General features: G+C 41.0%; 11 protein-coding genes and 1 pseudogene. 4 read left to right on the forward strand and 8 right to left on the reverse strand.

Features of this window, described 5'->3' with window-relative positions; translation table 11 throughout:
- The first annotated feature begins 184 nt into the window (after window positions 1-184).
- Both serS and tkt read left to right on the forward strand, forming a co-directional pair.
- Complete coding sequence (serS, locus tag FHS24_RS08575) at window positions 185-1,471, forward strand: serine--tRNA ligase (RefSeq protein ID WP_183620676.1); 1,287 nt, start codon at window positions 185-187, stop codon at window positions 1,469-1,471.
- 319 nt (window positions 1,472-1,790) lie between these two features.
- Entirely contained in the window at window positions 1,791-3,788 is a 1,998-nt protein-coding gene (gene tkt, locus FHS24_RS08580) for a transketolase (protein ID WP_183620678.1), read from the forward strand.
- Window positions 3,789-3,875: 87 nt separating this feature from the next.
- On the opposite strand, the gene FHS24_RS08585 is transcribed toward tkt, so the two are convergent.
- From FHS24_RS08585 to FHS24_RS08595, 3 genes are all read right to left on the reverse strand, one after another.
- On the reverse strand, window positions 3,876-4,979 hold the full coding sequence (locus FHS24_RS08585; protein ID WP_183620680.1) for a hypothetical protein: 1,104 nt from the start codon (window positions 4,977-4,979) through the stop codon (window positions 3,876-3,878).
- Window positions 4,979-6,553: an AAA family ATPase gene (locus FHS24_RS08590; RefSeq protein WP_183620682.1), complete on the reverse strand. Its 1,575-nt coding sequence runs from the start codon at window positions 6,551-6,553 to the stop codon at window positions 4,979-4,981. Before FHS24_RS08590 ends, FHS24_RS08585 begins: the two co-directional genes overlap by 1 nt.
- Window positions 6,554-6,823: 270 nt before the next feature.
- Window positions 6,824-7,429: a YceI family protein gene (locus FHS24_RS08595; protein ID WP_183620684.1), complete on the reverse strand. Its 606-nt coding sequence runs from the start codon at window positions 7,427-7,429 to the stop codon at window positions 6,824-6,826.
- 270 nt (window positions 7,430-7,699) lie between these two features.
- On the opposite strand from FHS24_RS08595, the pseudogene FHS24_RS12455 reads away from it, so the two are divergent.
- Window positions 7,700-7,942, forward strand: a pseudogene (locus tag FHS24_RS12455) (nuclease-related domain-containing protein); the annotation flags it as partial.
- A 120-nt stretch (window positions 7,943-8,062) separates the two neighbouring features.
- Window positions 8,063-8,629, forward strand: a complete 567-nt coding sequence (locus FHS24_RS12460) for a hypothetical protein (protein WP_227671757.1) — start codon at window positions 8,063-8,065, stop codon at window positions 8,627-8,629.
- Window positions 8,630-8,641: 12 nt separating this feature from the next.
- Here FHS24_RS12460 and FHS24_RS08605 read toward each other — a convergent pair whose 3' ends face one another.
- From FHS24_RS08605 to FHS24_RS08625, 5 genes are all read right to left on the reverse strand, one after another.
- Window positions 8,642-9,613 (reverse strand): peptide ABC transporter ATP-binding protein, encoded by a 972-nt coding sequence (locus FHS24_RS08605; RefSeq protein WP_183620686.1) that lies wholly within the window; start codon window positions 9,611-9,613, stop codon window positions 8,642-8,644.
- Window positions 9,603-10,691 (reverse strand): ABC transporter ATP-binding protein, encoded by a 1,089-nt coding sequence (locus tag FHS24_RS08610; RefSeq protein WP_233449104.1) that lies wholly within the window; start codon window positions 10,689-10,691, stop codon window positions 9,603-9,605. The genes FHS24_RS08605 and FHS24_RS08610 overlap by 11 nt, the downstream gene beginning before the upstream one ends.
- A gap of 1 nt (window position 10,692) precedes the next feature.
- Window positions 10,693-11,607: an ABC transporter permease gene (locus tag FHS24_RS08615; protein ID WP_183620688.1), complete on the reverse strand. Its 915-nt coding sequence runs from the start codon at window positions 11,605-11,607 to the stop codon at window positions 10,693-10,695.
- Window positions 11,608-11,758: 151 nt separating this feature from the next.
- Complete coding sequence (locus FHS24_RS08620; RefSeq protein ID WP_183620690.1) at window positions 11,759-12,775, reverse strand: ABC transporter permease; 1,017 nt, start codon at window positions 12,773-12,775, stop codon at window positions 11,759-11,761.
- 190 nt (window positions 12,776-12,965) lie between these two features.
- On the reverse strand, window positions 12,966-14,606 hold the full coding sequence (locus FHS24_RS08625) for an ABC transporter substrate-binding protein (RefSeq protein ID WP_183620692.1): 1,641 nt from the start codon (window positions 14,604-14,606) through the stop codon (window positions 12,966-12,968).
- Between the last annotated feature and the right edge of the window lie 449 nt (window positions 14,607-15,055).

Consider the following 15,055-nt stretch of genomic DNA (forward strand, 5'->3'; position numbering starts at 1 on the left):
CGACTACTATTTATTCTTATGATTGACATGGCGTCATTGCGAAGCTTTATAACCATATTATAGGGCTTTGCGCGCCATTTTTTGTTTTACCTCATTACATAGCTACTTATACTCAGTTATTATACTTAGCTACTATTTTTCTCTTTTAATTTCTTACTCACTTTTAGCGCTACAGGCAACTATTATGATTGACCCAAAACTCTTACGCGGTGATTTAACGGATTTACAACAGCAGCTGGCCACTCGTGGTTATACGCTTGATATGGCGTTTTGGCAAAGTATCGAAAACGAACGTAAGTCTTTACAAGTCAAGACTGAAGAGCTGCAATCGCGCCGTAATGCGGGTGCTAAGCAAGTAGGTGCGCTAAAGAAATCGGGCGAAGATGCTAGCGAATTATTAGCAGAAATGCAAAGTGTCAGTGGTGAGATTAAAACAGCCGAAGACGAGCTACGTACTTTGCAAGAGCGTATTAGCCAGGCGGCAATGCAAATCCCCAATATCCCGGCAGCAGATGTGCCAGTTGGTACGTCAGAAGATGATAATGTCGAAGTACGCAAATGGGGAACGCCGCGCGCGTTTGATTTTGAGATTCAAGATCATACTCATATCGGCGAAACGCTCGGTATGCTCGACTTTGAAGCGGCAGCTAAATTGACCGGTAGCCGTTTTAACGTGTTAAAAGGTCAGCTTGCACAAATGCATCGCGCCTTGATTCAGTTTATGCTCAATACCCATACCATTAAGTACGGCTATACTGAGACGTATGTTCCTTATATTGTTAACTCTGAAAGTCTAAAAGGTACGGGTCAATTGCCGAAGTTTGAAGATGATTTGTTTAAATTGACCAATCATACCAATAATGAAGGTACAGATTTTTATCTGATTCCAACGGCGGAAGTACCAATGACCAACTTGGTACGTGGTGAGCGCTTAGATATTAAAGAGCTACCATTAAAATTCACCGCACATACGCCATGTTTCCGTAGTGAAGCCGGCTCGCACGGTCGTGATACCCGTGGTCTGATTCGTCAGCATCAGTTTGAAAAAGTTGAGATGGTCAATATTGCTAGCAGCGAGCAATCAGATGAATTGCTTGAAGCGATGACTGGGCAAGCTGAGTACATCTTACAGCAGCTCAACCTGCCATATCGTGTGGTACAGCTATGTACCGGTGATATGGGTTTTGCGGCACAAAAGACTTATGATATCGAAGTATGGTTACCGAGCCAAGAGACCTATCGCGAAATCTCTAGCTGCTCTAACTGCGGTGATTTCCAAGCACGTCGTATGGGTACGCGTGTTAAAGATGGCAAGCAGACCAGTTTGGCGCATACGTTAAATGGTTCAGGTTTGGCCGTTGGTCGTACCTTACTTGCGGTGATGGAAAACCATCAAAATGCCGATGGCAGCATCACAATTCCAGAAGTGTTGCGTCCATTTATGGGTGGTATTGAAACCATTAGCGCTTAATAAGTCAGTTATCTATCATAATTTTCAACAATAAGCTGCGAGTCACTAAGCGGACTCGCAGTTTGTGATTAGGAATCTAACATTGTTTATTGTTTAACAAAACTGATAGGAGTGATTGCTAAATACAAACGCTTCTGTCAGCGCATTTTTAGTTAGGCTTATGGCAAATATGTTAAAATTGTCATTTAATATGGTCGTTTAATTAAATCCCTAATTCTTAAGAGCGTTTATCGCGTTCTTATTCTATTGTTTCATGTTTATTGTTCCATCGATTTTTTGTTTGTCATCCATACTTCTCATTTGAATATTAGGACACTCTATGCCAGCTCCAATTAGCGAACGTAAATTAGCCAATGCCATCCGTGTGTTGTCGTTTGATGCGGTTCAAAAAGCCAACTCTGGACATCCAGGCGCGCCGATGGGTATGGCTGATATTGCTGAAGTTTTGTGGCGTAAGTTTTTAAAGCATAACCCAGCCGATCCACAATGGCATAACCGCGATCGTTTTGTATTATCAAACGGTCATGGCTCGATGCTTATTTATTCATTGCTGCATTTAACGGGTTATGATGTCAGCGTTGATGACCTAAAAGGTTTTCGTCAGTTGCACTCAAAAACCCCAGGCCATCCTGAGCTTGGCTACACCCCAGGTATTGAAACGACAACTGGTCCATTAGGTCAAGGTATTGCGAACGCCGTTGGTTTTGCAATTGCAGAGAAGACGCTAGCCGCGCAGTTTAACCGTGACGGTCATAAAATCGTCGACCATCATACTTATGCGTTCTTGGGTGATGGCTGCTTGATGGAAGGTATTAGCCATGAAGTTTGCTCATTGGCTGGCACATTAGGATTGGGTAAGTTGGTATTCTTTTATGATGATAATGGCATTTCAATTGATGGTAATGTCGAAGGCTGGTTTACTGACGATACGCAAGCGCGTTTTGAAGCCTATGGCTGGCAGGTTATCAAAGTCGATGGTCATGATACCGATGAAATTACGCAAGCCACTGAGCAAGCGATTGCTGAGACCACTAAGCCAAGCTTAATCATCTGTAAAACCACGATTGGCGCGGGTAGCCCAAACAAGCAAGGCTTAGCAGCCAGTCATGGTGCACCACTTGGTGATGACGAAATTGTCTTAACCCGTGATGCGCTATCTTGGAAGCATGCACCATTTGAATTAGATGACGAAATCTATGAAGCGTGGGATGCGAAAGCCAAAGGCGATGTACAGCAGAAGAACTGGGATGCCGACTTTGAAGCGTATAAAAAGGCTTATCCAGAATTAGCAGCTGAATTACTACGTCGTTTAAATGGCGACTTGCCAGCGGAATTTGACAAGCAAGCACAAGAGTATATTCAGCAAACGCAAGAAGCGGGTGGTGATGTTGCCAGTCGTAAAGCCAGCCAAAATGCCATTAATACCTTACAGCCATTATTGCCAGAGCTATTGGGCGGTTCAGCGGATCTAGCGGGCTCGAACCTTACGTTATTTAAAGATGCTAAAGGTATCGAAAAAGATGCTGACGGCAACTATATCTATTATGGTGTACGCGAATTCGGCATGACGGCGATTGCCAATGGTATCGCGCTGCATGGTGGTTTTATCCCTTATGTTGCTACTTTCCTTATGTTTATGGAATACGCACGTAACGCTGTCCGTATGGGCGCGTTGATGAAACAACGTATCATCCATGTTTATACACATGACTCTATCGGTTTGGGTGAAGATGGTCCAACGCATCAGCCAGTCGAGCAACTAACCAGCCTACGCACTACGCCAAATCTACGTACATGGCGTCCTTGTGATGCGACCGAGTCTGCTAGTGCTTGGGTTGAGGCAATTAAATCAGAAAACAATCCATCAGCGCTAATCTTTAGCCGTCAAAGCCTGCCACATCAAGCACGTGATGCTGAGCAAGTTGCTAATATCACTAAGGGTGGTTATGTGCTTGCCAAAGAGCAAAGCGAGCTACAAGCAATTATCATCGCGACTGGTTCAGAAGTCGGCCTTGCTATGCAAGCGTATGAGACGTTAAGTGCAAATGGCGTTGGCGTCCGTGTGGTCTCTATGCCGTGTGCTGAAATCTTTATGGAGCAAGATGCTAGCTACCGTGAAGCGGTATTGCCAGCCAATATCCGTGCTCGCGTCGCTGTAGAAGCCGCCCATGTAGATTACTGGTATAAGTTTGTCGGTCTTGATGGTAAAGTCATCGGTATGACGACTTATGGTGAATCAGCGCCTGCTGAGGAATTATATAAAGAGTTTGGCATTACTACTGATGCAGTGGTTGATGCGGTCAATAGTTTGGTCTGATTAATCAAGGCTTAGACTTGGTTTTTAAGTCTATAAAAGAGCTGCTGGAGTAATCTGGCAGCTCTTTTTTATGTTTCGATGCATAAATTAAGATGTTCTAGTAGGACTAGAGTTAGGTATACAGCCCCAACTTAAAATTAACTCACCAATCTTATTCCAGTGAGTTAAAATATCCGGTTCTACATCAAGTGAGTTTAAATTTAGTTTGTTCATATAATCAAGTGATCTTTTAAGAATATTATCTCCAAACCCCTCGATTTTTCCACATTTATGGCACTCATAGCAAGTTTCATTGATGAGACATTGTGATGAGGCAAACTTATGATTTGTATGTAATATACTCAGCCAATAATCTCCATGTTTACTATCAAGATTAATAGCATTTTTTAAGGATAATCCTTCTTTATGATCAAAATACTCTCTGAAACTTATATTTACAGTTTTAAACGCTTTGATGATATCTAAACTCTCTATATCTTTAGGGACTTTGTTCTCGCAAACAACTTCTTCGATGACTTTAATAGGTAGTAATGACTCAATCTCTCTGACATCAATAATATGAGCAAGACTATTGTTATTGTATTCTTTGTCAAAATCTTTGAATAAATTTGCCGTACTACCTTTGCCTTTTGCTGGATGAGATTTATCATTATCTATTATGCACAGAGTTATCTCACTATCGTTTGTTAAATCGTCAAATCTTTGCTTGCATTGGCTACCAGCTCCCTGACAAAAATTTAAACCTACTCCAAGATTTAAAGGAGAAATTTTCCTTACATAATATTTAGCAATTAGTGTATACATATCAAAATCATTCTTTCCTTCAGTAATGAAATTTACATACTCAGTATTAGAAGTACTAACAAAGTATTTATAACCCATTCTAATAGCAAATTGGTTATTAGATAGACTGCATTCTATACCGTTAAAATTGAAATCTACAATACAATATACTAGAAGTTGAGGAACTATTTGATGGTACTCACGCCTTGTGATATCTATCTCATAAACAAAATTTTTCGTAGGTGTGTCATAAATATTTGAGTTTAATATTTGATTGATTGCGTCAGTACCTAAAATAACTATATTTTTTCTTAACCCATAACTTGTAATTAAGTTCCTTAAAGCTAAGTAACGATTTAAGTCGTTTACATAATCAGCAGGATTACAATTAATTATCTTGAATAACATTATTTCCGTCCTGAAAAGAAACCAACAGGCCATGATTCAAGAAAGCCTTCATTATTGAAATATGAAAATTTAATATTAGTGGTACTACTATCGTTGTCTTTGTCAAATAGAACTATGTTAACATCTTGGGGATCTAGCTTATTATTTTCTATACAATCCCCAAGAGTATCAATTATAGTTTGGCTATGAGTTTCAAAGGTTATAATTAATGGTATTCTTTTCTTTTTAGAAAGCTTAATTGCTGAAACGAACATTCTCGCTAGTCTAGCCTGATATTCAGGATGTAAATGTAATTCAGGTTGTTCAATAGCAAATATCAAAGTCACACGCCGATCAAAAACAGTTTTTCGTTTTGTCATTTCTATCCAAATAGATGCAACAATAGGAAGTATTTGGGAAAAACCGAAGCCCATATCATTGATATTATATTCTCTTCCATCATTTCCTATTTTTATTTTTAAAGCATAATGTAAACCTTCTTCTTTGACTTGAACTTGAAAGTCAAAATTTTCAATTGTCCAATCAGAGAACCTTTTGTTTTCATTGCTATCAAAAGACTTTAGTAACATTGCTAAGTTTGAACCAGTATGGTCAATCTCTTTAACTTGTAAGTCTTGATGCCGGTAATATCGCTCTGCTGTAGAGCGAAGAGGGGCTATATATTTGACATTCTTAAAAGTTCTTTCCATTTCATTATTTAACTGTTCTAAAACGTGAGGTATGTTTGCAGATAGGGAAAGCTGATAAACAATATCGCAAATTTCTTTTTCATTATCTTCTAAGTTTGACATGAATTTATGGTTATTTTTGAATATTTTTATTAATATGTTTTTTATCTCATCTCTTTCAACTATTCCTATACACAAAAGCTTTCGGAAGATTCTGTCTTCACTGTCTTCACTGTCTTCACTGTCTTCACTGTCTTCACTGTATAATTTCAACTTAGTAAAAAGAGAGTCGTAGAAAAAATCTCCTAATCTATCTTCATTAAAACCATACTCTGACTTATCATTTATTAAAGTAATACGAGGTAGAAACTGGTTGGTAGAAACATACCTTAATTTCTCAGGAAATGACTGTAAATTATCATTTATATATAATTCACAATCAAGATTTTCATTAAAAATAAAACTATATTTAATATCATAAATACTTATAATTAACTCTTTAGCTATAGTCTTGTTCTTAGCTTCAGTAACCCCTACGTTCACTATAACAGGTATATCTTTAGAGTTATATTTATCTATTCCTATTAGTCTTTGTTTTCTCCTGAGAACTGTATGGTCTATAAAATTCAAAGTTAGCTTAAAATCAAAATATATTATATTCTCTTTACTATCATCTTTTTTAGCTTCTGAAAAAGCTCCAAAATCTACATAAGAGCTATACCATAATATCGGTCCAGTAGTATTAGCTTCAACTGATTGTCTTAATAATGGAAGGCTTCGTAAAAACGAGCTTTTACCGCTACTATTCTTACCTATTAGAACTGTTAAAGGCTTCAAGTCTACATAAGGCGCATCATCGTCGTTCGGAAAACTACGTAGGTTTCTAAGTCTTATTGATTTTAACATTATATTATTCCAGTGAAACAAGATTAAAGTTTGCAATATATCATAGTGATAATTACTATACTCAATATATTTAGGTGGATATACAAATATTGAGCATTGAAGTATCTAATCTATATTCATTGAATTATTTTTAGTTATATTGAGAGCTATGCTTTTTATTCAAGCAAGGTGCATAATCTGACTTTAAGGAAATATGCTTTAAAACCAAAAAAAGAGTTGCTAGGATTTCTAGCAACTCTTTTTTTTGACTATTTTTAAAGTTATTTAAAATCAGTTAGCAGCAATCAGCTTACCTGATATCTCAAGTGGGATGATATTACTAATAAGTTTTGGGAAAGCCGTCACCCCGTAGTTATAGCGATCTACCATGCCCGTGGCGCGAAACTTTAACGTCGGTTGAGAGGTGACAGGGTCAATTTCGACATCCGATAAAGTCACTCTTACCGTTAACGGTTTGGTTTGACCTAAGGCGGTAAAGTCGCCCGTGACACTGGCTTCTTTAGGCGTAATCATCTTGATTTTTTTTGAGACAAACGTCATCGTCGGATATTGCTGTGTGTTTAGCAGCTCCTTACGTCGTAAAAAAGAGTCACGTAGCCTGCGCTCGGTATCGATGCTATTGGTATGCACGGTAAAATTAATGGTCGTACTCTCAGGCTTTTTGACGTCATAATTGATCGCCCCATTTACCTTACGAAACTTACCGTCAGTGGTCGCCTTGCCTAAGTATTTGACCTCAAAATCTGCGCTGGTCTTAGGTACGTCCAGCTTCCACTTTTGTGGCATCGTATTAGCGGCCAGTCCCATCATAGGCAAAGATAATAATAAAGAGGTGCCAAGCGTAATTTTTAGCAAAGAGGCGGCGCGAGTATTCATACGTATGATCCAAAGGGTAGTAATAAAGTCGTCAGTATTAAACATGCTTTTAGAGCATGACTGAGCGTTATAGCTGAAATAATAATGTGATAGCCTACTACAATTGTGCTGTTTCAATGTATTATTAAAGTTATGAGCGATTTAGAAGTAAGCATTAGTAAGGGCGTATCGCTTAAAATAAGTAATTTAATCCTTTATATAGTAGAAAAAATCATGTCGCTAATGTCCAGCTTTAAAGGTGTTTTAGGCGAAACTGTCATCAACATTGCCATGTGGCTAAAACTTGAAAAAGACGTTTATCATCGCCTGAATAATATCACTTTGCCATTAGCGGATGGCGGCAGCACCCAAATCGACCATGTCATCGTTTCTATATATGGCATCTTTGTCATCGAAACCAAAAACTATAAAGGCTAGATATTCGGTAATGAGAAGCAAAGACAGTGGACGCAGGTCATCATGGGTCGTAAGTATAAATTTCAAAATCCACTACGGCAGAATTATCTGCATATCAAAACATTAGCAGATTTGTTAGAGCTGGATTTGAGTTATTTCCATTCGATGATTGCGTTCATTGGTGAGTGTGAGCTTAAAACTCGCGATGAGCTGCCTGAGCATGTATTGACCAGCGGCATGGCATCTTATGTTAAGAAAAAACAGGATAAGTTACTAAGCGAGGATGAAGTTAAAGCTATTGTTGAGCAGATTGAAAGCAATAGATTTAGCAAGTCTTGGAAAACCAATAGACAGCATAAAGCCTATTTAAAAGACAAACATAGCCCGTCAAATAAGCAAGCTAGTGATAAACCAAATGCTAAATCAGTTACTAAACCAGCTAATCAGCTTGCGTCTAAGCCAATAGTAAAAGAGTCTCCTAAAAAAACCACCCTTCAAAGCATAGGAGTGCCGCGATGGTCTGGTCAGACTGAAATTGAGTCTAGCGATTTACTGAATGATAGTTTAAGTACTCAGCAGATAAGTACGCCACATAATATGGCTGATAAAGTGTTTGTCACGCCGTTTGAGGTTTTGGAATCAGCGCCAATAAACCAAACAACTATTTTAGCTCAAGCGCCAAATTGCCCTAAGTGCAATAGCGAGATGGTTAAACGCGTTGCCAAAAAAGGCCAGCAGCAAGGTCAGCCCTTTTTTGGTTGCAGTCAATTTTCTAAGTGTCGCGGGGTGGTGAATGTTGATTAGGTTGTCCTTATTCTAACCATAAATCTCTTCTAAACGTAAACACGCAACCAATCGACCGTCCCACTCTCGCAGTTTTGGCTCTATTTCACTGCATTGTTGTTTGGCATAAGGACAGCGCTTGTGCAGGGCGCAGCCACTTGGCGGATTAAGCGGACTCGGCAGCTCACCATGTAAGGTTAAATCATTTTTATGACCACTGACAGTCGGTGCGGCCGCCAATAAAGCAATGGTATAAGGATGCTTTGGCGCATTATAAATTGCTTCTTTAGACCCATGCTCGACGGCTTGACCCAGATACATCACCATCACATCATCAGCGACATGGCGCACTACTGATAAATTGTGTGAGATGAAAACGTAAGCGGTATGATATTCATCCTGTAAATCCATAAATAGATTTAACACTTGCGCTTGAATCGACACATCTAGCGCGGAGGTCGGCTCATCAGCGACGACAATTTTAGGGTTTAACATCATTGCGCGGGCGAGGGCAATCCGTTGGCGCTGACCCCCTGAAAACATATGCGGATAACGGCCCGCATGTTCGGGACGTAGACCGACATGTCTCATCATCTCGTTTATTTTGTCACGCTTTTCTTCTTTAGATAGCTTGGTATGAATATCTAAGGGTTCAGTCAGTTGATAGCCAATCGTATGACGCGGGTTGAGGCTGCCATAAGGGTTTTGGAATACCATTTGAATTTCGGTACGCAACTCTTTTAATGCTTTTCTACTGTAGCCGGTCGTCGCTTCATCATTGATAAACAGCTCGCCGTCAGTAGGTTGCTCGATGAGCGTTAGCTGGCGGGCAAGCGTTGATTTACCGCAGCCTGACTCACCAACGACTGCAAGCGTTTTGCCCGCTTCAAGCTCAAAAGAGATACCATTTAACGCTTTAACATACGCTTTAGGCTTACCCAATCCTTGTGATACGGGGTAATGCTTGTGTAGGTTGTCTGCTTTTAAGACCACTTTATGACTCATGCTGTGACTCCAAAGTAGCAGGGTGAGGGGTAGAGGTGCGAGAAGGTAGATTAGGCAATTCAGAGTGAATACAGCGCACTTTGCCATTGGGCGTATCTAAAATGGGCGGCGGTACTTCACAAGCAGCCTCTTTATAGGGACAACGTGGAGACAATAAACAACCGCTTGGGCGATCATATTGGCTTGGTACGACACCCGGCAAACTATTGAGCCTGTCTTGCCCAATAGCCAGCTCAGGTATGGCTTGTAGTAAAGCTTCGGTATAAGGGTGAGCGGGATGTTGAAAAATCTCTGGTACTGTACTGGTTTCAACCACTTGTCCGGCATACATGACGGCAACATCGCGTGAGTTTTGCGCGACCAAACCCAAGTCATGGGTAATCAAGACCATTGCCATTTGTTTTTCGCGCTGTAAACGGCTGAGTAAATCCATAATTTGCGCTTGCACCGTGACATCAAGCGCTGTGGTTGGCTCATCGGCAATCAGCAGTTTTGGCTCACAAGCAATTGCCATGGCAATCATAACCCGCTGACTCATACCGCCCGATAATTGATGCGGATATACTTTGAGACGATTTTTAGCATCGGGCATCTCAACCAATTCTAGCAGCTCTAAGATACGCGCCTGTACTGCCGCACCCCGTAAACCAAGGTGCTTGCGTAGTACTTCACCCAATTGCATCTCAATGGTGAAGCTTGGATTTAGGCAAGACATCGCATTTTGAAAAATCATAGAAATGTCTTTGCCAATGATGCCGCGTTTTTCTTTGGCTGGCATAATTAGCATGTCTTTATTATCAAACATCACTCGCTTGGCACGCACGGTGGCAGAAGGTGGTAATAGTCCCATGAGCGCCATCATGGTGACGGACTTACCTGAGCCTGATTCACCAACGACGGCGATAACTTCGCCCTGGGTGATTTTTAATGAGACATCATCAACGGCTCGAAAAGCACGCGCGCCTTGACCAAAGGTGACCGAAAGATTTTCAATATCTAACAAGAGTGGCGCTTCTTTTATTAACGAGCCATTCATAGAGGTATTGGTAAGCGCTGTTTTATTTAAGGTATCAGTCATCTTATGTCACCTGCTTTAATTTGGGGTCTAGCGCATCGCGTAGACCGTCACCGGTCAGGTTAATCGATAATGCGGCTAAAAAGATGGCGACACCCGGCCAAATAGCGAGCCAAACATTACTTTGAATATATTGACGTGCTGTACCGAGCATTGCGCCCCATTCAGCATCTGGCGGTTGTACACCAAAACCTAAGAAACCAATTGCCCCTGCTTCCAAAATGGCAGAGGAAAAAATCATCGTCGCTTGGACGATGAGCGGTGCCATACAGTTGGGTAGAATGGTGATGAATAATAAGCGCAGCACGCTAGCACCCATGACTTGCGAGGCAACAAAGTACTCACGTTGTAGCTCTACCATGGCGGTAGCGCGTGTCAGACGGATAAAAGGCGGCGTACAAACCAAGGCAATCGTAATAATTGTGTTGGTCATAGATGGTCCTAAGATAGCGGCAATGATGATAGCCAATAGCAAGCTTGGATAGGACATCAAAATATCATTGACCAGCATCACCGCTTTGCCCCAAACCTTTGGCCAAAACGCGGCGCTAAGTCCTAATGAGACGCCGACCAACATAGCAAGGGTCGTCGCACTTAGGCCGATAAACAAAGAGTAACGCGCGCCATACATCACCCGAGATAAGGTATCTCGACCGGCATCATCAGTACCAAGCCAAAACATCGTATCGCCACCACTCAGAAAGGCTGGTGGCAATTGCTCTTGACCGGTAAATAATTCATAAGGGTCATGCGGCGCAAGGGCGGGCGCGAGTATGGCGATAATCACCATCAAGGCCAGTACTATAAAACCAAGTACCGCGCCTTTATTGCGGTAAAATGTTGATAAAAATAGCTGCCAAGACGACGGCGGTGTGGCTGCCATCAGCTTAAGATCAGAGGGAAGAACAGAAGGCTTCATGAGCATTTCCTACAGTGACTAGTGCTTTGCTAAAATTTAAAGTTTTAGAATTTTAGCCTTAATAAGTATTAAGCATTTACTAAAAAATCACTCAAAACCATGCAAACAACAATAGCCACTATTTATAATATGAGTATTTATCAATGTTAAATTAAGAAGTATGTCTGATGCGCGGATTGATCAGACCATACAAAATATCAATAAATAAACTAACCAAAATCAAGGCGGTGGCGACCAATAAGATACCGTTTTGTACAATAGGATAATCACGGGTAAAGAAGCCATCGAGTAGCCAATTACCAACACCCGGCCAACTAAAGATAGTCTCAGTGATAATAGCGCCAGCAAGCAAGGTTGCCATTTGTAAGCCAATCACCGTCACTACAGTTATCAAGGCATTGCGCATGACGTGTACCAATATCACGCGACGCGGCGACAAGCCTTTGGCGCGTGCTGTACGAACATAGTCTTCATCTAATACTTCTAGCATAGCCGAGCGCGTCATGCGTGCAATCATCGCAAGCGGTATGGTCGATAAAGCAATAGACGGTAGGATAAAGTGTTTTACCACGTCCCAAAACGCGCCAGGTTCGCCTGATGTTAAAGAGCCAAGCAGCCATGAGCCATATAAAGGTTTGACGTCTAAAAACTGTGCGACAGATATGACACCGGCGACGGGTAACAGACCGAGATAATGGGCAAATATACCGGTCAGGATAGGTCCCAATAAATAGATAGGCATGGAGTAGCCAGCCAGCGCGCCTGACATCAAGGTGTAATCAATCCATGTACCACGGCGCAGCGCGGCAAAAATACCTAAGCTAACCCCAATGACACTGGCAATGACAATGGCACACAATGCCAGCTCTAAGGTTGGTACAAAATGGGCAAAGAAGTCTTGTAGTACAGGGGTACGGGTACGAAAGGATGCCCCAAAATCTCCGGTCAATATGCCGGTTAAGTAATCCCAATATTGGACAATAAGAGGTTTGTCTAATCCTAGCCTTTCTAAAGCACGAGCATGAAGCTCTGGATCGACCATACGCTCACCCATCATAATCTCAACGGCATCTCCAGGGACAAGCCGAATCAGGGTAAATGTCGATAGCGTTAAGCCAAGATAGACAGGAATGAGAATGGCAATACGACGCAAAATATAAAGTAGCATGGGCTGCTCAATAGTTGTGGTTCAATGGTTTTAAGTTAATGATTAGAATGTTGGCAGTGATGAGAGTATCGGTGACAGAATACTTAACAAAGCGCTTAACTAATATAAATACGGCTGGAGCAGAGTATCTGACCCAGCCGAATACCAATTAAACAATCATGCATGTCGTACCGGACTTCATCAGTTAAGATTATTCAACTTTTACACCATCGAAGCGTATTGAGCCAAGCGGACTGATTTTATAATCGATGACGTTTGGTGCGGTGAATACCGTTACTACCGAATGCGCCATCGTCGTCCAAGGCAGCTGCTCTTTAAATATCTGTTGAGCTTTTACATAGTCATTGACGCGATCATCTTGATTAGTAATCTGACGGGCGTTGGTTACCAAACTATCAAAGTCCTTATTACACCAGCGTGAGTAGTTATTGCCACCAACCGCATCACAAGACAGTAGTGTACCAAGCCAGTTATCAGGGTCACCATTGTCACCGGTCCAGCCTGCTAAAATAACGTCAGGTTCACCTTTAGCAGCGCGGTTTAGATACTCGCCCCATTCATAAGTAACAAGCTTAGTATCGACACCAATCTTCGCCCAATCTGCTTGTAGCATTTCAGCCATAAGTTTGGCATTAGGATTGTATGGGCGTTGAACTGGCATATACCATAGATTGATGGCAAGATTGTCAGCACCGGCTTCTTTTATAAGGGATTTGGCTTTTTCAACGTCATAAGGAGCGTCTTTAAGCGACTCGTCGTAACCCCATTGCGTGGGTGGCATAGGATTGGTCGCTTTAAGACCTTCGCTCTGATAAACGGCGTTAATAATAGCGTCTTTGTTGATGGCCATATCTAAAGCTTGGCGCACTTTCAGATCGCTAAGCTTCGGTTTTTCAACGTTATAGCCGACGTAGCCGACGTTAAAACCGGGTTGATCAAGAACAGTGGCCTTACCGGATTTTTTAACAGATTCAATTTCGGCAGGTTTTGGATAAGCGGACACATGACATTCGCCAGCTTGCACTTTTTGCGCACGAACCGCTGAGTCTTTAGTGATAACAAACACAAGATTGTCGATATGAATGTCGTCTTTGTTCCAATAGTCTGGATTTTTGGTATAACGAATTTGCGCGTCTTTTTGGTAGGAGGTAAAGACGAAAGGTCCTGTACCAACGGGCTTGGTATTGATATCAGCTGCGTTACCGGCAGCCATTAATTTTTCTGCATATTCAGCAGAATCGATGTAAGCAAAAGCCATTGCTAGGTTTTGTAAAAATGGCGCGTTGGTCTCGCTTAGAATAATTTTTACGGTATTTTCATCGACTTTTTCTATATTAGAGATAAGATCAGGTAGCCCCATGCCGACAGAATACGGGAACTCAGCAGGATAGGCTTTATTGAATTCAAACTCAGGATTGGTGATACGTTCTAGCGTAAAGACCACGTCGTCCGCATTAAAATCGCGGGTTGGGGTAAAGTAATCGGTTTTACCAAATTTGACGCCTTTACGTAGATTAAAGGTATAGGTTTTGCCGTCTTCACTAATATCCCAGCTTTCGGCTAAGGCTGGCTGAATCTCAGTGCCATCTCTTTTGAATTCTACCAAGCCGTTGTAGATAGGATAAGCGCTCGCATCGAAATCAGTACCTGCCGTATACTGTGCGGGATCGAAGCCAGCAGGGCTGCCTTCTGAGCAATAAAGTAAGGTTTTAGCGGCTTTGGCGTCTGAGCTGGCAGCAGAGTCATCAGTGGTTTTGTTATCGCCGCTACAGGCGCTAATACCTAAGATAACCGTCGCTAACATGGTTAATTTGAAAAGTGATTTTTGCATTATTACATCCTATGTAATTATAATTAGTTGCCAATCATCTTCATAGATTCGTTTGCGAACCATAAATATGATTGACGTACTTTTAATTCCCTTTAAAGCAATTGTTTATATCGTATTGTTGATAAGCAAATGAAAAAATGTGTCAGGTTTGCAAAAAATACTGATATAAATAAGTCGTTTAAATATACTCTGTTAAACAGTGTTAATGCAAGGCATCTATAAACTAATTTTGATAAAAAACGTCTTGTTTTAATATCTTTATTGCTGAATTTATCAGTACCCACTGAATTTATTAATCTAACGCAGCTTATCGATATTTTCGGTATTCTAAAAACCAGAACATAGACTACTAATATAGAATGGCCTAAATAAATCCTAAAAATAGCGACAAAAAAATAAGAGCCACATTTTTATATAATAAGCTCATTCTTAATTTATTGAATATGAAG

The organism is Psychrobacter luti (assembly GCF_014192115.1).
In the GTDB taxonomy this organism is placed as follows: domain Bacteria; phylum Pseudomonadota; class Gammaproteobacteria; order Pseudomonadales; family Moraxellaceae; genus Psychrobacter; species Psychrobacter luti.